This window comes from Azospirillum sp., assembly GCF_035628975.1.
Classification (GTDB): domain Bacteria; phylum Pseudomonadota; class Alphaproteobacteria; order Azospirillales; family Azospirillaceae; genus Azospirillum.
Genome location: NZ_DASPIS010000006.1, coordinates 107,900 through 127,156, shown reverse-complemented (window position 1 = coordinate 127,156; position 19,257 = coordinate 107,900). Strand labels below are relative to the sequence as shown.

General features: G+C 67.1%; 14 protein-coding genes. 8 read left to right on the top strand and 6 right to left on the bottom strand.

Going from position 1 to position 19,257, the window contains the following annotated elements; genetic code table 11:
- Positions 1-249 precede the first annotated feature (249 nt).
- The 7 genes from VD964_RS01700 to VD964_RS01670 all read left to right on the top strand — a co-directional run bounded on the left by VD964_RS01700 (position 250) and on the right by VD964_RS01670 (position 7,681).
- Positions 250-924, top strand: a complete 675-nt coding sequence (locus VD964_RS01700; RefSeq protein WP_324864882.1) for an energy-coupling factor ABC transporter ATP-binding protein — start codon at positions 250-252, stop codon at positions 922-924.
- Positions 924-1,571 (top strand): energy-coupling factor transporter transmembrane protein EcfT, encoded by a 648-nt coding sequence (locus VD964_RS01695; RefSeq protein ID WP_324864880.1) that lies wholly within the window; start codon positions 924-926, stop codon positions 1,569-1,571. Before VD964_RS01700 ends, VD964_RS01695 begins: the two co-directional genes overlap by 1 nt.
- 27 nt (positions 1,572-1,598) lie before the next feature.
- Entirely contained in the window at positions 1,599-2,147 is a 549-nt protein-coding gene (locus VD964_RS01690) for a biotin transporter BioY (RefSeq protein ID WP_324864878.1), read from the top strand.
- Positions 2,148-2,166: 19 nt separating this feature from the next.
- Positions 2,167-3,654 (top strand): class I adenylate-forming enzyme family protein, encoded by a 1,488-nt coding sequence (locus tag VD964_RS01685; RefSeq protein ID WP_324864876.1) that lies wholly within the window; start codon positions 2,167-2,169, stop codon positions 3,652-3,654.
- Between the two features lie 163 nt (positions 3,655-3,817).
- Positions 3,818-4,984: a thiolase family protein gene (locus VD964_RS01680; protein WP_324864874.1), complete on the top strand. Its 1,167-nt coding sequence runs from the start codon at positions 3,818-3,820 to the stop codon at positions 4,982-4,984.
- A complete protein-coding gene (locus VD964_RS01675) occupies positions 4,985-6,220 on the top strand; it encodes an MFS transporter (RefSeq protein ID WP_324864872.1) in 1,236 nt (411 codons plus the stop codon).
- Between the two features lie 282 nt (positions 6,221-6,502).
- Entirely contained in the window at positions 6,503-7,681 is a 1,179-nt protein-coding gene (locus VD964_RS01670) for a hypothetical protein (protein WP_324864870.1), read from the top strand.
- Between the two features lie 53 nt (positions 7,682-7,734).
- Here VD964_RS01670 and purT read toward each other — a convergent pair whose 3' ends face one another.
- The gene (gene purT / locus VD964_RS01665) at positions 7,735-8,904 is read right to left on the bottom strand and encodes a formate-dependent phosphoribosylglycinamide formyltransferase (RefSeq protein ID WP_324864868.1); all 1,170 of its coding nucleotides are present in this window, start codon (positions 8,902-8,904) and stop codon (positions 7,735-7,737) included.
- Positions 8,905-9,082: 178 nt separating this feature from the next.
- On the opposite strand from purT, the gene VD964_RS01660 reads away from it, so the two are divergent.
- Complete coding sequence (locus VD964_RS01660) at positions 9,083-9,532, top strand: hypothetical protein (RefSeq protein ID WP_324864866.1); 450 nt, start codon at positions 9,083-9,085, stop codon at positions 9,530-9,532.
- 16 nt (positions 9,533-9,548) lie between these two features.
- On the opposite strand, the gene VD964_RS01655 is transcribed toward VD964_RS01660, so the two are convergent.
- From VD964_RS01655 to VD964_RS01635, 5 genes are all read right to left on the bottom strand, one after another.
- A complete protein-coding gene (locus tag VD964_RS01655) occupies positions 9,549-9,827 on the bottom strand; it encodes a DUF5985 family protein (RefSeq protein ID WP_324864864.1) in 279 nt (92 codons plus the stop codon).
- Entirely contained in the window at positions 9,827-10,096 is a 270-nt protein-coding gene (locus VD964_RS01650; RefSeq protein ID WP_310118740.1) for a DUF5985 family protein, read from the bottom strand. Before VD964_RS01650 ends, VD964_RS01655 begins: the two co-directional genes overlap by 1 nt.
- 93 nt (positions 10,097-10,189) lie before the next feature.
- Complete coding sequence (locus tag VD964_RS01645) at positions 10,190-10,564, bottom strand: hypothetical protein (protein WP_324864859.1); 375 nt, start codon at positions 10,562-10,564, stop codon at positions 10,190-10,192.
- A 78-nt stretch (positions 10,565-10,642) separates the two neighbouring features.
- Positions 10,643-13,030: a response regulator gene (locus VD964_RS01640; protein WP_324864857.1), complete on the bottom strand. Its 2,388-nt coding sequence runs from the start codon at positions 13,028-13,030 to the stop codon at positions 10,643-10,645.
- A complete protein-coding gene (locus VD964_RS01635) occupies positions 13,027-18,906 on the bottom strand; it encodes a HAMP domain-containing protein (RefSeq protein WP_324864855.1) in 5,880 nt (1,959 codons plus the stop codon). The genes VD964_RS01640 and VD964_RS01635 overlap by 4 nt, the downstream gene beginning before the upstream one ends.
- Positions 18,907-19,257: the final 351 nt, after the last annotated feature.

The following is a 19,257-nucleotide window of genomic DNA, read 5'->3' as shown; positions in this document are numbered from 1 at the left end:
CAGTGCACCACCTGGCATTGCCCCCTCCCTTCCCATGCTGACGCATGGGCCCCTCCCCTCCCCCGCTTCGCGGGAGAGGGTGGATTTGCGTTATAGCGGCAGTCCCCTCTCCCGCGGAGCGGGGGAGGGTTAGGGAGGGGGCATAAGTTGCGAATTTGGCAACTTCCCCCCTGGCACGCGCTTCATATACTCGCTAAGAACCTTTCGCATGCGCAACAGAACTGCAACGCGAAAGCTCGTCCCCCGTCGATGATCGAACTCCGGTCAGTCACCCACGCCTATGGCGACCGTCCCGTCCTGCACGACCTGTCGCTGCGGCTGGCGGAGCGGCGCATCGCCATTCTCGGCGGCAATGGGTCGGGGAAGAGCACGCTGGCGCGGCTGCTGAACGGGCTGATCGTACCGACCGCCGGCAGCGTTACCGTCGACGGATTGGACACCCGCACCGAAGGCCGGGCCGTGCGCCAGCGGGTGGGGTTCGTCTTCCAGAATCCCGACACCCAGATCGTCTATCCGACGGTGGAGGAGGACATCGCCTTCGGGCTGAAGGCGCGCAAGCTGCCGAAGGACGAGATCGCCCGCCGCGTTACCGGGGCGCTGGAGCGCTACGGCCTCGACCGCTACCGCCACCAGCCGGCCCACCAGATGAGCGGCGGCGAGAAGCAACTGCTGGCCATCGCCGGGGTGCTGGTTCTGGAACCGGCTTATGTGATCTTCGACGAGCCGACAACCCTGCTCGACCTGCGCAACCGCCGCAAGGTGATCGAACTGCTGCGCGGACTGCCGCAGACGGTGATCGTCGTCACCCACGACCTCGACATGGTGAAGGACTTCGACCGGGCGCTGGTGCTGGAGGATGGCCGCGTCGTGGCGGATGGGCCGCCGGCGGAGACCGTGCCGGCCTACATCGAGCGGCTCGGCTGATGCTGGGTCTCTACCTGCATCGGGAGTCGGCCATCCACCGCCTGCCGGCGGGGGCGAAGCTGGGCGGTCTGCTGCTGGTGACCATCATCGTGCTGGCGCTGCCGGGTGCCTGGGGAGCATTGGCCGCCGGGTTGGCCGGGGCGACGGTGCTGGTCGTGGCGAAGCTGCCCATCGGGCGGGTGCTGATGGAGTTGCGGGCGCCGGTCGCCATGCTGACCCTGCTGTTCGGCTTCCAGTCCCTGCTGGCCGGCGGCGGGTGGGAAGAGACGGCGGTCGCCATCGCCCGTTTCGCCGCCCTGATCCTGCTGGCGACCCTGGTCACGCTGACCACCCGCGTCATGGACATGGTCGACCTGTTCGAGCGGCTGTTCGGCCTGCTGCGCCCGGTTGGGGTCAACCCGGCCAAGATGGCGCTGATGCTGGCACTGACCATCCGCTTCATCCCCCTGCTGGGCGAGCAGGTGCGCGAGGTGCGGATGGCCCAGCGCGCCCGCGGCGTCGAGCGCAACATAGCCGCCCTGTTCGTTCCGCTGCTGGTCAAGATCCTCACCATGGCCGATGATCTGACCGCCGCATTGGAAGCACGCGGCTACGATCCGGCGGACTCCGGATCACAAGCCGCAACAAAAAACAGTACACAACGATAACGTCACCATCCGAAGGAAGCGTCCGCAATGCTGTCCACCCGCGACCTCGTCCTCTGCGCCCTGTTCGCCGCCCTGCTGGGCGGGCTCGGCATGGCGCCGCCGATTCCGCTCGGTTTCCTGCCGGTGCCGGTCACCGCGCAGACGCTGGGCGTCATGCTGGCCGGCACCATCCTGGGCGCCAAGCGCGGCGGCATCGCCGCCCTGCTGTTCGTTCTGCTGGTTGCCGCCGGATTGCCGCTGCTGGCCGGCGGGCGTGGCGGCATCGGCGTGCTGATGGGGCCGACCGGCGGTTTCGTGCTGTCCTGGCCGGTGGCCGCCTTCGTCACCGGCTGGCTGGCGGAACGCTTCGCCACCAACGCCAACCCGATCCGCCTGTTCGCGGTCAGCGTCGTCGGCGGCATCCTTGTCGTCTATGCCGGCGGCATTCCCTGGCTGTGGCTGGTCGCCGGTCTGCCGATCGAGAAGGCCATCTTCGGCTCGCTGGCCTTCGTGCCGGGCGACCTGATCAAGGCCGGCATTGCCGCGGTCGCCGCTTCGGGCGTGCGCCGTGCGGGCATCCTGCCGATCCATGCCTGAGAGGATGGCGCCTGAGAGAATGGCGCCTGACCGACCGTCATCGAGCGGCGGCATCACCGGGGCGGACAACCTCGCACGCCCATTCGCGCTCGCGGCCGGGCGCACGCCCGGCCATCCCGCCCTGGTGTTCGATGGCGTGGCGGTGTCCTACGCCGCCCTGCTGGAGCAGGTACGGCGGGCAGGCTCCGGGGTAGCGGCCCTGCGGACGGACGGTGCATCGCCGCGCGTGGCGCTCAGCCTCGGCAACCGTGCGGAGCTTCCGGCCCTGTTCTTCGGCATCGTCGCGGCCGGTGGCATCGTCGGGCTGCTCGATCCGAAATGGAGCGCGGCGCAGACCGCCGCCGCACTCGATACCTTCCAGCCGGACCTGCACCTGACGACGGAGACCGCGGCCGCCTGGATCGCCGCACAGCCGGCGGGCTGGAGCATTCCGGCAGTCGACCCGAGGACGCCTTTTCTGGTCGGCTTCACCTCCGGCACCACCGGGCGACCGAAGGCTTTCATCCGCAACCAGCGGTCATGGCTGGCGACGCTGGAGGCGAGCCGGGTGGAGTTCGGCATCGGTCCCGACGATGTCGTGCTGGTGCCGGGGCCGCTTGTCCATGGCCTCGGCCTCTACGGCGCGGTGGAAGGGCTGTCGGCCGGCGCCACGATCCGCGTGCAGCCGAAATTCGACGCGGCGGACGCGGCGGCGCAGTTGGCGGAGCGGGGTGTCACCACGCTGGTGCTGGTGCCGACGATGCTGGTCGGCATTCTCGACGCGGCGGAACGCGACGGCCGGCGCTTCCCCGCCCTGCGTCGGGTGGTCTGCTCCGGCGCCAAACTGGCGCCCGCCGTGCATGACCGGCTGGCGGCACTTTGCCCAGATGCCGCGGTGCTGGAATATTACGGCGCATCGGAACTGAGCTTCGTCAGCCTGCGCTCGTCGCACGAGGGCGCTCCGGCGGACAGCGTCGGCCGCCCCTTCCATGGGGTGGAGCTGAGCCTGCGCGACGATGACGGCAACCCGGTGGAGCGCGGCCGGCCCGGTACTGTCTGGGTGCGGAGCGGCATGCTCAGCGACGGCTATCTTGGCACCACCGACGGCGCCGGATATCGCGAGCGGGACGGCTGGGGCACGGTCGGCGATTACGGCTGGATCGACGGCGAGGGCTGGCTGCGGCTGGTCGGACGCGCCGGCGACATGGTCATCACCGGTGGCCTGAATGTCTATCCGGCGGAGGTGGAAGCGATCTTGCGCGCCCATCCCGCGGTTGCGGAGGCGGTGGTGTTCGGCCTGCCCGATCCCTATTGGGGCGACGCCCTGTCCGCAGTGGTCTGGTGGCGCGGACGTAGCCGCGCATCACTGGCGGACCTGCGCGACTGGTGCCAGGAGCGGTTGGAGGCCTACAAGGCGCCGCGGCGGGTGTTCGCGGCGGCCGACATGCCCCTGACCGGCAGTGGCAAGATCGCCCGCTCCGATGTGCGCGAGCGGGCGAAGGGCGGTGGGCTGGAGGTGGTGGAGTAATGGCCGTGAACGCACCTCCCCGCTCCGGCGCCAAGCCCCTTCTCCCCCCTGGGGAGAAGGTTGGGATGAGGGGGTTCGGCGCAGCCGAAAAAATCCTCGATATGCCTCCCCCTCACCCTGACCCTCTCCCCGGGGGGGAGAGGGAAACTGAGCGGGGCAGCGCTTGACCCACCCGATCATCGTCGCCGCGCGTCGCACCCCGGTCGGCCGCATCGGCGGCGCCCTTCGCGAACTGCCCGTCGAGGACCTCGCCGCGCCGGTGATCCGCGCAGTGCTTGCCGATGCCGGGATCGGGCCGGCGGAGGTGGACGAGGTGCTGCTGGGCAATGCGGTCGGACCCGGCGGCAATGTCGCGCGACTGTCGGCATTGGCGGCCGGCCTGCCGGTTTCGGTGCCGGGCGTGACGGTGGACCGTCAATGCGGGTCCGGGCTGGAGGCGATCAACCTCGCTGCCCGGTTGGTGCAGTCCGGCGCCTGCGACGTCGTGCTGGCCGGCGGGGTGGAGAGCACCAGCACCGCCCCCTGGCGCGTCGCCAAGCCATCCAGCCTCTACCGCAGCCCGTCCTTCTACGACCGCGCGCGCTTCGCCCCCGACCAGATCGGCGACCCGTCGATGATCGAAGCGGCGGAGAATGTCGCCGCCGTCTACGGAATCGACCGCGCCCGGCAGGATCGCTACGCCCTGGACAGCCACCGCAAGGCGGTCGCCTCCCAGGCGACCGGGCGGTTTAAGCGCGAGATCGTGCCGCTCACGCTGCGCGACGGCCGCATCGTCGATCGCGACGAGTGCCCGCGCGCCGACACCAGCCTCGACAAGCTGGCGGCGTTGCGCCCCATCCTGCGGCCGGACGGCACCGTGACCGCCGGCAACGCCTGCCCGGTCAATGACGGCGCCGCCGTGGTGGCGGTGGTGTCGGAGCGGAAGTACCGCGAGCTTGGCCTGACCCAAGGGCTGGCGGTGGTGGACAGCGTAGCGGCCGGCGTGGACCCGAATCTGCTCGGCACCGGCCCGGTTCCGGCGGTGGCCAAGCTGCTGGCCCGCAATCCCGGCCTGTCGGCTGCCGACATCGACCTGATCGAGTTCAACGAGGCCTTCGCCGCCCAGGTACTGGCCAGCCTCGACGCGCTTGGCATCGACCAGTCCCGCGTTTCGGTCGGCGGCGGTGCGCTGGCGCTCGGCCATCCCTATGGCGCGTCGGGAGCCATCCTGGTGACGCGCCTCTTCACCGAGCTGCTGTTCCCCGCGGCGGGCATGTCGCCCCGCCGGGGGCTCGCCACGCTCGGCATCGGCGGCGGGCTGGGGCTCGCCACACTTCTGGAGCCAGTTTGAATGACCAGTGCCCCCGCGGCCGGGGATAGTTTCCGGTCCGCCTTCCGTCACCGCGCCTTCGCCCTGTTCTGGTGCGCGCGGGTTTGTTCGATGCTGGCGATCCAGATGCAGGTGGTAGCGGTCGGCTGGCAGGTCTACGCCATGACCGACAACCCGCTCGACCTCGGGCTGGTCGGGCTGTTCCAGTTCCTGCCCACCCTGGCGCTGGTCCTGGTGGCCGGCCATGTGGTGGACAACAACGACCGCAAGACGGTGCTGTTCGGCGCATTGTCCGTCGAAATGGCCGCGGTCGCCGCCCTGTTCCTGCTGACCATGGCGGGCGCGCTGTCGCCGCACGCGATCTTCGCCGTGGTGGCGCTGATCGGCCTCGCCAAGTCCTTCGAAGGACCCGCCAACCAGGCGATCCTGTCGGCGACGGTGCCACTGGAGGATCTGCCCAACGCCGTCGCCTGGCAATCGTCGGGGGTGCAGGTGGCGCAGATCTCCGGCCCTGCGCTGGGCGGCCTGCTCTACATCGCCGGCCCGACAGCGGTCTATGGCGTCAGCACGGCGATGCTGGTGCTGTCGGTCCTGCTGATCGCCGCCTGCCGGCCCCGCCCGGTCACCATGACCAAGCGCGCCATGAGCCTGACGAGCATGCTGGCCGGCGCCGCCTTCATCCGCAGCCGGCCGGAGATCCTGGGCGCCATCTCGCTCGACCTGTTCGCGGTGCTGCTGGGCGGCGCGACGGCGCTGCTGCCGATCTATGCCCGCGATGTGCTGTTCGTCGGTCCATGGGGACTTGGCCTGCTGCGCTCGGCCCCGGCGCTGGGGGCGCTCGCCATGGCGATGGTCATCACCCGCTGGGGCGTGAAGCGCCATGCCGGACGCTGGATGCTGGTCGCCGTCGCCGGGTTCGGCGTCGCCACCATCGCCTTCGGCCTGTCGACCGATCCGGTGCTGTCCTTCATCGCCCTGCTGGCGGTCGGCGCCACCGACCAAGTCAGCATGTTCGTCCGCCAGACGCTGATCCAGTTGTCCACCCCCGACGAGATGCGCGGCCGGGTCGGCGCAGTCACCTCGCTGTTCATCGGTGCCTCGAACCAGCTTGGCGAGTTCGAATCCGGCAGTGTCGCCGCGATGATCGGCGCGGTGCCGGCGGTGGTGCTGGGCGGCGTCGGTGCGGTCGGGCTGGCCGGACTGTGGGCGGCGATGTTCCCCGCGCTGCGGCGGGTGGACAGGCTGCTGGGGCGGTAGCGGCATTGTGCTGCGGGAATTGCCGCAGGCATATGATGATAAGGACGGCTGCTCAACCCTAGACTTTCCTCGGTCCGAAATTTATACTTAAGGCTGCATCAAACGCGCAACATTCCCCGCCCGCCCGCGGAATGGAAAGGGAGTGTTGCCGCCGAGCCGCCAATTCGCAGGTAGAGCCCACCCGCCAGCGATCATATTCTCCGCCTGCGGATGAATAATCGCTAAATCGGACAATGGACGCTGACCAGATTTCGGCATTGGATAGTCGGAAAAGGATTTGAGATGAGTACTGTTGTCACAAATGTGGCCGTCAATCTGTCAGGAAGCAATGACACCGCTGGGATTGTCTACGATAACTTCTATCTTGTTGCGCAAAGCTCGTCACAGATTACTTTTCGGTATAAGCTGAACAACACTCCGGTGATGGACATCACGGTTGGGGGCGTTCTGAATATAACCGATTACAATATTTCGGGCAGGATAACGTCCATCACGGCGACCCAGCCGAACGGCACGCTTCTGGTTTCGTTCAGCAATACCAGCATCGGCTTTTCCAGCGTCTACAGCCTTGCAAGCGCTCTGACCACACAGTCGATGCTGTCGGGCAACGACCAGATCTTCGGCTCGGCTCAGTCAGATATTCTGTATGGCCACTCAGGCAACGACTACATCGCCGGTGGCGGCGGCGATGATCTCATCAGCGGCGGGTATGGGACCGACTTCATCGACGGCGGCGAAGGCACGGACACCGTCATCAGCAGCCAGTACTACACTGCAGACAAACTCGTCGCCTTCAACGGGGCGGTCGCCGTTCTCGACCGCAGCAACGGCTCCGACCTGCTGACGAACGTCGAGTACATCCGCTTCTATGACCGCACGGTGGCATCCTCCAGCGCCGCGGGTTTCAATGCCCTGGGCTATCTGGCGGCCAACCGCGATCTGGCGGCCGCGCTCGGCGCCAACGAGTCGGGGGCTTTCGACCATTATGTCCAGAGCGGCTACAGCGAAGGCCGCTCCACCAGCTTCAATGCAGCCGGGTATCTGGCAGCGAACCGGGATCTTGCCGCTGCCTTCGGGACGAACACCATCGCCGCGACCCGGCATTATATCACCAGCGGGCGGTTGGAAGGGCGAAGCACATCATTCAACGCCATGGGCTATATCGCAGCCAACCCCGACCTGATCCGGGCATTCGGCAACGATACCACGGCGGCGGCCCTCCATTATGCCACCACCGGGCGGTTGGAAGGACGGTCGACGACCTTCAATACTGCGGCCTATCTGTCCCGCAACCCCGATCTTCAGCGTGTGCTGGGCAGCAGCGAAACGGCGGCAATCTCCCACTATGTAGCCTTCGGCTATCGCGAAGGCCGCTCGATCGCACCGTTGACCACCAGCGGCCGGGCAGCGCCCCTGATCGAAACGAACACCCTGTCCGGAGCGCTCGCCACCTCTGTCTGACAAGGCCGCCGCGGGCGAGGAACCGTCTCCCGCCCGCGGCGCGGCACAGCCAATCACGAATACCGGATCGTCACCTTGTCCGCAGCCTGCTTGGCCCGCGCCCGCGCGTCGTCGGTGTCGGTGCCGGTCGCCAGCGCCACGCCCATGCGGCGGTTCTTGCGGGTGGTCGGCTTGCCGAACAGGCGGACATCGACCTCCTGCTCCACCGAACCGAGGCCCAGCGCATCGGCCAGCCCCTCGATGCGGAAATCCTCGGATTCGCGGTCGGCCAGGATGACGGCGGAGGCCGAGGGGCTGCGGCAGACGATGCTGGGGATCGGCAGGCCCAGGATGGCGCGGGCGTGCAGTTCGAATTCCGACAGGTTCTGCGACAGCAGGGTGACCATGCCGGTGTCGTGCGGGCGCGGCGACAGTTCGGAGAAGACGACCTCGTCGGCCGTCACGAAGAACTCGACGCCGAAGATCCCGTAACCGCCGAGATTGTCGACGACGCGGGCCGCCATCGCCTTGGCATCGTCCAGCATCGCCTGCGGCATGGCGACCGGCTGCCAGGATTCCTGGTAGTCGCCGCGTTCCTGCCGGTGGCCGATCGGCTCGCAGTAGAGGATACCGTCGCGGGTGCGGACGGTCAGGAGCGTGATCTCGTATTCGAAGGGGACGAATTCCTCGACGATCACCTTGCGGCGGTCGCCGCGCATGTTGGCCACCGCATAGTCCCAGGCGGCTTCCAGACCGGCGGCGTCCTGCACCGTGCTCTGCCCCTTGCCCGACGACGACATCACCGGCTTGATGACGCAGGGAAAACCGGTGTGCTCCGCCCCGGCGCGGACTTCTTCCAGGCTTTCGGCATAACGGTAGCGCGAGGTGCGCAGTCCGAGTTCCGTTGCGGCGACCTCCCGGATGCGGTCGCGGTTCATCGTCATGGTGGCGGCGCGGGCCGACGGCACCACGGTGGTGCCGGCATCCTCGAACTCGTGCAGCACCTCGGTGCGGATCGCCTCCACCTCCGGCACGATGAAGTCGGGGCGATGCTTGGCGATAGCGGCGCGCAGGGCGTCGGCGTCGAGCATGGAGAACACCTCCGCCCGGTCGGCGACCTGCATCGCCGGGGCGTTGGCGTAGCTGTCGCAGGCGATGACCTCGCAGCCCAGCCGCTTTGCGGCGATGACGAATTCCTTGCCCAGCTCACCGGAGCCGAGCAGCAGGATCCTGGCGGTGAACATCCACGCACTCCCCATATTGGCGACAGCAGGCCGACCATAGGGCTTCATCCCGGCCGGGCCAAGCCCCGTGGTGAGCACCCGGGCATGCCTTCAGGACAGCGAAAGCCGGGAAGGACAAATATTTCTAAAAAGAAATTATAATGGTACTGGATGAAAAACTCCGCCTGTGTGTTCATACATGAAAGTACCCGTATGCTGGGAGGCGGCGATGGAAAAGACGGTGCGGCGCGGTGTCTTCGGCGGCAGGACGGTGTTGGCCGCTTGCCTTGCGGTGTCGCTGGCCCTGCCGGGCTGCGCCGGCAACGGGAACGGAAACGACGACATGACGGGCGCCCTGCTGCTCGGCGCCGCGGTGGTCGGGCTGGGCGTGCTGGCGGCGACGGCCGGCGATGACGACGACGATGACCGGGATTACGAGCGTGACCGGCGCCACCATCGCCGTGGCGGCTACGACAACGGCTATCATTACGGTAACGGGCATTACGGCGGACGCGGCCGGGACGGCTACAGCCGCTATGCCGGCAACGGCCAGTGCGACGACGGGCGCTACCGCACCTCCAACGGCGGCCGGGCGTCGTCCGGCACCGACGAGTGGGACTGCCGCCGGTTCGGTGACGGGCGGAAGTGACCCGGAAACTCCCCCCTCAGCGGTGGCGGCGCCCCTCGAAATTCTTGCGCACGATGGCGGCGATGATCACGAGGAAGGCCAGCAGCCGCAGCAGATAGACCCAGCTCTGCTCCTCCCGCTCCAGCCCGCCAAGCGCCAGCACGGTCTGGTTCACCGCCAGCAGGGCAAAGGCCAGTGCGAAGGAGACGAACAGCGCGTCTCGCGTCCTCCTCCAGAAGCTGAGGAAGAACAGTCCTGCAACCGCATAGAGTGCCGCAAGCGCACCGGTGAAGAAGCTGGAGGTCGTCGGCAGCATCACTCTGCATCCCAGATGAAGCCATAGAGAAGCACGCCCACGCCGGCCATGGCGGAGAACTGGCGGAACGGCAGCAGGTCGACCTGGGTCGGCAGGACGACGACATCGATGAACAGCAGCAGGTTGTTGATCGCCAGACAGACGAAGCACAGAGTGCTCCACAGCAGAAGGCGGCTGCGCGACCGCAGGTAGCTGCGCAGCAGCAGGACCATGCACAGCAGGCTGGCGGCAAAGCACAGCAGATAGACCGCCGACTTCACGACGTCCATGTCAGCTCCCCCACCCCGCTCTCCCGGGCAAAGGAGAGGGGGATCGGTCCACGATGTCGGATTGGAAAGCGGCGATCATGTCATTCACTGGCGTCAGTCGTTGAGGCGGAAACGGAAGGAATCGGCGAAGATCTGCACCTTGTTTCCGGGGGCGGCGAAAATCTCCCGGATGACCGCGGACGGACGGGTGGCATAGGCCTGCGCGATCTCCTCGACCCACTGGTCGAGGACGGGTGCGGCGGGATGGTAGCGGTGGCGGCCGTCCGCCAGCGCCACCACCAGCCCGGCCCCCAGGAAACCGCCAAGCGCCTCCTGGACCACCACGTCGCTGCCCCGCAACTCCCTTACGAGATCGCCGTTCGACCAATCGCACTCGGGGTTCCGGCGCAGCAGAAGCAGAAGTTCGAGCGCCCATACCGAACGGATCGAGCTTCGAAGCAGGGCAAGCGCATCGTCGGACAAAACCATGAACCAAAACCTGACCTGATGTGCACAACCGGCGGCGTGGGACGGCGCCGCCATCGATCCCCCCATTGATCCCCGTCGTCAGCCCCGGACGGCCTCCGCCGGCGCGAGGGGGGACTGCAGATCCAGCGCGCGGCGCAGCGCGCGGGCGAGATCGCCGTCGCGATAGGGCTTGGCCAGCGTCTCCGCCCGGCCCAACACCGCCCCAAGCACGGCACCCGGATCCGTGCCGTCGTCTGCCGGCATGGCGGCGCCGGCCTCCGGCTCCGGCGCACTGGTTCCGTTGGCATAGCCCGAGGCGAACAGCACCCGGAGCGAGGGGTGGCGGCGCAGCCCCTCGCGCGCAAGCTCGCGCCCGTTCAGGCCACCCGGCATCACGATATCGGTGAACAGGAGATCGACCGGCTGTCGATCCAGCAGGGTCAGCGCCGCTTCCCCGCCATCGGCTTCCAGCACGCGGTAGCCCAGCGCACCCACGGCCTGGACGGCGACGGCGCGCACGTCGGCGTCGTCGTCCACCACCAGCACAGTCTCGCCGCGACCGGCGAACGCCTCGTCGGCGTCTTCGTCGTCGGAGGCCGTACCGTGGACCGTGTCGACTGCCGCCCTCGGCAGGTAAAGGCGGAAGGTGGTGCCGACACCCGGAGTGCTGTCGATGCCGATCAGCCCGCCCGACTGCTTGACGAAGCCATGGATCATGGCAAGGCCGAGACCGGTTCCCTTCCCCGCCTCCTTGGTGGTGAAGAAGGGCTCGAAGGCGCGTTCCAGCACATCCGGCGGCATGCCGCATCCACTGTCGGACACCGACAGCAGGATGTAGTCGCCGGCCGGGACGGACATGCCGTGAGCGGACTGCGTATCCTCGAAGCGGGCGTTCTCCGTGCGGATGCGCAGGGTACCGCCGCCGGGCATGGCGTCGCGGGCGTTGATGACGAGATTCAGCAGCGCTGATTCCGCCTGCGACCGGTCGACCGACGCGGTCCACAGCGGCTCCGCATCGGCCGCAGGCGCCTCGATGGCGATGCCGACGCCGCCGCCCAGCGTGCGCTCCATCAACTCGCCCATGCCGGCGACCAGCGCGCCGAGATCGACCGGCTCCGGGTGGAGCTGCTGGCGCCGCGCGAAGGTCAGCAGGCGCCGCGTCATGTCGGAACAGCGCAGCGCCGCCTGCAGCGCCATCTCCGCCCGCTTCGCCGCCTTCGGATCCTCGGCAAGGCTGGGGACCAGCCGTTCGAGGCTGCCGATCACCACCATCAGCATGTTGTTGAAGTCATGGGCGATGCCGCCGGTCAGCTGGCCGACCATCTCCATCTTCTGGGCGTGGGCGAGCTGCCGCTGGGCCTGGCGCGTCTCGGTCACGTCCAGAATGGTGCCGAACAGCTCGGCCGGCTGGCCGTCCTCGTCGCGCACCACCACCGCCTGGTCCAGCAAATGGCGCTCGCTGCCGTCCGGGCAGCGCCAGCGGTATTCGACCGTCGTCAGCCCGGTGTCGTGGATCGACTCCAACTGGCGCAGCACGCGGTTGCGGTCGTCCGGATGAAGCCCCGCTTCCCAGTAGCCGGGATCATCGATGAAGCGGGCGGCCGGACAGCCCAGCACCGACAGCGCCGTGTCGGACAGGTAGCGGAAGGGAATGCCCGGCGTCAGATCCGCGGTGTAGAGCACGATCGGCAGCTGCCCCAGGATCAGCGCCTGCCGCTCCTCCGACCGGCGCAACGCCTGTTCGGCCTGCCGCATCTCGCGCCGCACCCGCTCGTTCTCGTCCAGCAGGCGCTGCTTGGCTTCGACCTCGCGCTTCACCGCCTCCGTCTTGCGGTAGAGGTCGACGAAGACCGACACCTTGCATTTCAGGATGTGCGGATCGACCGGCTTGAACATGTAATCCACGGCGCCGCTGGCATAGCCGCGGAAGATGTGCGTCTCGTCCTTGTTGATGGCGGTCAGGAAGATGATGGGGATGTGGCGGGACTTCTCGCGCAGACGGATCAGCTCCGCCGTCTCGTAGCCGTCCATTCCCGGCATATGGACGTCGAGCAGGATCAGCGCGAAGTCCTGCCGCAGCAGGTGCTTCAGCGCCTCTTCCCCCGACCTCGCCAGGACGAGCTGCGCGTTCATGTCCTCCAGCGTCTCGCGCACGGCGAACAGGTTCCGCGGGTCGTCATCGACGATCAGGATCGCCACGTCGGCCTTGTCAAGCTGCGGAGGAACGTCGGTGGTCATGCTTTCCCATCCCGCGGGGGCACCGGCCGCCGGTGCGGGTGTGGCGGCCGGAACGGGTGCGGCCGCAGGCAGCGCCACATCCGGCGGAAGAAGCGTCTGGCGGACGGCGTCCTGGTCGGCGCTGGCCGGCTGGACGCTGGTGGTGCCGAGCAGGCGCGAGCGGCGGACCGCCGGCACCGGGAAAGCGGGCGGCGGCACGAACGGCCCGCGCCGCGCCACCCGCGCCGGGCGCAGCTTGCGGCGGGTCATGCCTGAACTCCGCCGCGCAGCTGCGGCCTGCCGCCCTTGGCGGTCCAGATCCGCAGCAGGGACAGCAGATGGTCGATGTCCACCGGCTTGGCGATATAGTCGGTCGCTCCGGCTTCGATGCACTTGTCGCGGTCGCCCTTCATCGCCTTCGCGGTGACGGCGATCATCGGCAGGCCGCGGAACTCGTCGATGCTGCGGATCGTGCGCATGGTTTCGTAGCCGTCCATTTCCGGCATCATGATGTCGACCAGCACCACGTCGACGCCAGGGTCGGCGCGCAGCCGTTCGATCCCCTCGCGACCGCTTTCGGCATGCAGGACCTCGATCCTGTGGGCCTCCATCACGCTGGCGAGCGAGAAGATGTTGCGGATGTCGTCGTCGATCACCAGCACCCGCTTCCCGGCCAGCGACGGATCATGCTGGCGCAGGTCCAGGATGCTGCGCCGCTTGTCGTCGGGCAGCTTGTCGACGGCACGGTGCAGGAACAGCGCGGTCTCGTCGAGCAGGCCGGCGGGCGACCGGGCGCTCTTCAGCACCACGGTCTCGGCCAGCCGGCGCAGCCGCGCCTCGTCCTCCACCGTAATGTCGGGGGCGACATAGACCACCACCGGCATCCAGGCGAGCGTGTCGCGGGTGCGCAGCCATTCCACCAGTTCGAAATCGGCGGCGGAGGGGCCGGGCAGCGCCGGGCTGGACAGATCCAGCACCATGCAGTCGAAGCGGTCGGCCGACAGCGCCGCCATCGCCGCTTCGATGGAGGTGACGGTGTGGGTCTCCACGTCGCCGTTGCCGATCAGGGCGGCGACGGCGCCCGGCTGCGGATTGTCCTTCTCCACCACCAGCAGCTTGCGGTGATCGCGTTCCTTGAAGCTCTTCACCCGGTTCAGGGCGTCGAAGATCGCCTCGCGCTCCACCGGCTTCTCCGAATAATCGAAGGCGCCCATCGACAGGCCGCGCCGCCGCTCGTCCTTGGCGGAGATGACGTGGACCGGGATGTGGCGGGTCTGCGGGTCGCGCTTCAGCAGGTCCAGCAGGGCCCAGCCGTCCATGTCCGGCAGCCCGATGTCGAGCAGCACGGCGTCCGGCCGGTATTTGCGCGCCAGCGGCAGCGCCGCCGCCCCGCCGGCCGACAGAACCGTGCGGAAGCCCTTCTCCCGCGCCAGATCGATCAGGATGGAGGCGAAGGTGGCGTCGTCCTCCACGATCAGCACCACCGGCTCGCCAGCGCGGATGCGTTCGCGGTCGTCGCCGGCCGGCTGCATCTCCAGCAGGGCGAGCCCTTCCTGCGGGCCGGACGCCACCACCGGGCGGGTGCCCGCCTCCGGCCGCTTGGTCAGCAGGCCGGCGGGCGCCAGCGCGGTGCTGGCAGCGGCGACCAGCGGGTTGGCGGTTTCCTCCGCGACGTCGTAGCTGCGCGGAACATAGAGCGTGAAGGCGCTGCCCTTGCCGGGCGTGCTGGTCACCCGGATCTCGCCGCCCAGCAGACGGGCGATTTCGCGGCTGATCGACAGGCCGAGGCCGGTGCCGCCGTATTTGCGGCTGGTGGTGCCGTCGGCCTGCTGGAACGCCTCGAAGATGATGCGCTGCTTGTCCTCGGGGATGCCGATGCCGGTGTCGACCACGGTGAAGGCCAGCACCGACGACGCCGCGTTCAGCGTCGGGTGCGCGGCGCTCCAGCCCTCCGTCGCCGGGGCGACGCGGAAGGTGATGCCGCCGGCGTCCGTGAACTTGAAGGCGTTGGACAGCAGGTTGTTCAGCACCTGGGCCAGCCGCTTCTCGTCGGTCTGGATGCTGGCGGGCAGCGTCTGGTCCATCTCGATGGTGAAGGCCAGCTTCTTTTCCTGCGCCACCTGCGAGAAGGTGCGCTCCACATGGTTGCGCAGGTCGCCCAGCACGACCTCGCCGATCTCCAGCGTGACGGTGCCGGATTCGATCTTCGACAGGTCGAGGATGTCGTTGATCAGGCCCAGCAGGTCGGAGCCGGCGGAGTGGATGGTGCGGGCGAACTCCACCTGGCGGTCGGAGAGGTTGGTGTCGGGGTTGTCGGCCAGCAGCTTGGACAGGATCAGCAGGCTGTTCAGCGGCGTGCGCAGCTCGTGGCTCATGTTCGCCAGGAACTGCGACTTGTACTTGGAGGTCAGGGCGAGCTGTTCGGCCTTCTCCTCCAGCGCCGCCTTGGCGAGCACGACCTCGCGGTTCTTGCGCTCCACCTCGATGTTCTGCTTCTCCAGCTGCTCGGCTTTTTCCTCCAGCGCTTCGTTGGTGGTGGTCAGCTTCTCCTGCTGGGCCTTCAGCAGCTCTTCCGACTTGCGCAGCGAGGCGGCCTGCTGTTCCAGCCGCTCGTTGGTGGTCTTCAGCTCTTCCTGCTGGCTCTGCAGTTCGGTGGTCAGGCGCTGCGACTGCTTCAGCAGCCCTTCGGTGCGCATGTTGGCAGCGATGGTGTTCAGAACGATGCCGATGCTCTCGGTCAGCTGCTCCAGGAAGCTCTGGTGCGTTTCGCTGAACCGGCCGAAGCTCGCCAGCTCGATCACCGCCTTCACGTCGTCTTCGAACAGCACCGGCAGGACGATGATGTTCAGCGGCGGCGCCTCGCCCAGGCCGGAACTGATGGAGACATAGTCGCGCGGCACGTTGGTCAGCAGGATGCGCTTCTTTTCATAGGCGCACTGCCCGACCAGACCTTCCTTCATGTGGAAGCGGTTGGACAGGTTCTTGCGCTCCTTCAGCGCGTAGGAGGCGACCAGTTCCAGCAGCGGTTCGTCGCGGTCGCGGGTGGCGACATAGAAGACGCCGTGCTGCGCGTTCACCAGCGGCGCGATCTCCGACAGGATCATGTTGGAGACGGTGACCAGATCGCGTTCGCCCTGCAGCATGCGGGTGAATTTGGCGAGGTTGGTCTTCAGCCAATCCTGCTCCGCATTCTTCAGCGTCGTGTCGCGAAGATTGCGGATCATCTCGTTGATGTTGTCCTTCAGCGCCGCGACCTCGCCCATCGCCTCGACGGTGATGGAGCGGGTCAGGTCGCCCTTGGTCACCGCGGTGGCGACCTCGGCGATGGCACGCACCTGGGTGGTCAGGTTCGCGGCCAGCTGGTTCACGTTCTCGGTCAGGTCCTTCCACAGGCCGGCGGCGCCCGGCACGCGGGCCTGACCGCCCAGCTTGCCTTCGATGCCCACTTCGCGCGCCACGTTGGTGACCTGATCGGCGAAGGTCGCCAGCGTGTCGATCATGCCGTTGATGGTGTTGGCGAGTGCCGCGATCTCGCCCTTGGCGTCCACCGCCAGCTTGCGCTTCAGGTCGCCGTCGGCGACCGCGGTGACGACGCTGGCGATGCCGCGCACCTGACCGGTCAGGTTGGCCGCCATCATGTTCACATTGTCGGTCAGGTCCTTCCAGGTACCGCCGACACCTTCCACCTTCGCCTGACCGCCCAGCTTGCCTTCGGAACCCACCTCGCGCGCCACGCGCGTCACTTCCGAGGCGAAGCTGTTCAACTGGTCCACCATGGTGTTGATGGTGGATTTCAGTTCGAAGATCTCGCCCTTCACGTCGACGGTGATCTTCTTCGACAGGTCGCCCTTCGCGACCGCGGTGGTGACTTCGGCGATGTTTCGCACCTGACCGGTCAGGTTGGCCGCCATCATGTTCACGTTGTCGGTCAGGTCCTTCCAGGTGCCGGCAACGCCCTTCACCTGCGCCTGACCGCCCAGCTTGCCCTCGATGCCCACCTCGCGCGCCACGCGGGCGACTTCGGAGGCGAAGCTGTTGAGCTGGTCCACCATGGTGTTGATGGTGGATTTCAGCTCAAGGATTTCGCCCTTCACGTCGACGGTGATCTTCTTCGACAAGTCGCCGTTGGCGACCGCCGTCGTCACTTCCGCGATGTTTCGCACCTGACCCGTCAGGTTCGTCGCCATCGCGTTCACATTGTCGGTCAGGTCCTTCCAGGTGCCGGCAACGCCCTTCACCTGTGCCTGACCGCCCAGCTTGCCTTCGGAACCCACCTCGCGCGCAACGCGCGTCACTTCGGACGCGAAGCTGTTCAGCTGGTCCACCATGGTGTTGATGGTGGACTTCAACTCCAGAATCTCGCCCTTCACGTCGACGGTGATCTTCTTCGACAAGTCGCCATTGGCGACCGCCGTCGTCACCTCTGCGATGTTTCGCACCTGCCCTGTGAGGTTGGTGGCCATCGCGTTCACGCTGTCGGTGAGGTCCTTCCAGGTGCCGCCGACACCCTTCACCTGCGCCTGACCGCCGAGCTTGCCCTCCGAGCCCACCTCGCGCGCCACGCGTGTCACTTCCGAGGCGAAGCTGTTCAGCTGGTCCACCATGGTGTTGATGGTGTTCTTCAGCTCAAGGATTTCGCCCTTCACCGGCACGGTGATCTTCTTCGACAAGTCGCCGTTGGCGACCGCCGTCGTCACGTCGGCGATGTTGCGGACCTGACCGGTCAGGTTCGCCGCCATCAAATTCACGCTGTCTGTGAGATCCTTCCAGGTGCCGCCGACGCCCTCCACCCGCGCCTGACCGCCGAGCTTGCCCTCCGAGCCCACCTCGCGCGCCACGCGCGTCACTTCCGAAGCAAAACTGTTCAGCTGGTCCACCATGGTGTTGATGGTGGATTTCAGTTCAAGGATTTCGCCCTTCACGTCGACGGTGATCTTCTTCGACAGGTCCCCCGTCGCGACGGCGGTGGTCACGTCGGCGATGTTGCGGACCTGACCGGTCAGGTTGGCCGCCATCATGTTCACACTGTCGGTGAGGTCCTTCCAGGTGCCGCCGACGCCCTCGACCTTCGCCTGACCGCCCAGCTTTCCTTCGGAACCCACCTCGCGCGCCACGCGCGTCACTTCCGACGCGAAGCTGTTCAGCTGGTCCACCATGGTGTTGATGGTGGATTTCAGCTCCAGAATCTCGCCCTTCACGTCGACGGTGATCTTCTTCGACAGGTCGCCCTTCGCGACCGCCGTCGTCACTTCGGCGATGTTGCGGACCTGACCGGTCAGGTTGGCCGCCATCATGTTCACGTTGTCGGTCAGATCCTTCCAGGTGCCGCCGACACCCTCGACCTTCGCCTGCCCGCCGAGCTTTCCTTCGGAACCCACCTCGCGCGCCACGCGCGTCACTTCGGAGGCGAAGCTGTTCAGCTGGTCCACCATGGTGTTGATGGTGGATTTCAGCTCCAGAATCTCGCCCTTCACGTCGACGGTGATCTTCTTCGACAGGTCGCCCTTCGCGACCGCCGTCGTCACCTCCGCGATGTTGCGCACCTGACCGGTCAGGTTGGCGGCCATCACGTTGACGTTCTCCGTCAGATCCTTCCAGGTGCCGGCGACGCCCTTCACCTGGGCCTGACCGCCCAGCTTGCCCTCGATGCCGACTTCGCGCGCGACGCGCGTCAGTTCGGTGGTGACGGTGACCAGCTGGTCCACCATGGTGTTGACGTTGCGGGCGGTGCGCAGGAATTCGCCCTGCAGCGGACGGCCTTCGATCTCCAGCGCCATGGTCTTGGACAGGTCGCCCTTTGCGACGGCACCGATCACGCGCGCAATTTCCGTCGTCGGCTGGATCATGTCGCCGACCAGCGTGTTGATGCTGTCGACGCAGGTTTCCCATCCGCCGGATGCGTTGTTCAGCTTGGCACGCTGGCTGATGCGGCCTTCCTTGCCGATGGCGACGCTGAGCCGGCTGACCTCCGTGGTCATGTTCTGGTTCAGCTCGACCACGTCGTTGAAGGCGGCGGCGATCTCGCCGTCCATGCCCGTCAGGTCGAGCGGCAGCCGCACGGAGAAATCGCCCTTGCGCAGTTGACGCAAGGCCATCAGCAGAACCTTCGGATCCAACGCGTCCGCCGTCTCCACCATCGCCGTCATGCCGTTCCCCATTAGCGCGCCGGCCCACCATGGACCGCATTCCGCCACAGCAATGGACCGCCCCGGCACCATCCCGGAGTACGATCCAGTAAATGCAACCCGTCTCAGCCAGAAAACCGAATACCCGCAGCAAGCCTGCGCGCGCCCGAGCCTGAGCCGGCGAGTGACCGCGCAGTCCTACATCCCCGCACGATGAAGTAAAGGCGATTCCGGTCAATTTAGCCTTTCGTAGGAAATCCGACTTCCGGCGTAGCGACCATGCCTATGACTTAGGATGGAGGTTGCAGTTTCTTCAGCTTGGCTGCGTTACTCACGCGATTTACCACAGAACAAGACAACCTTCGCTTTAAA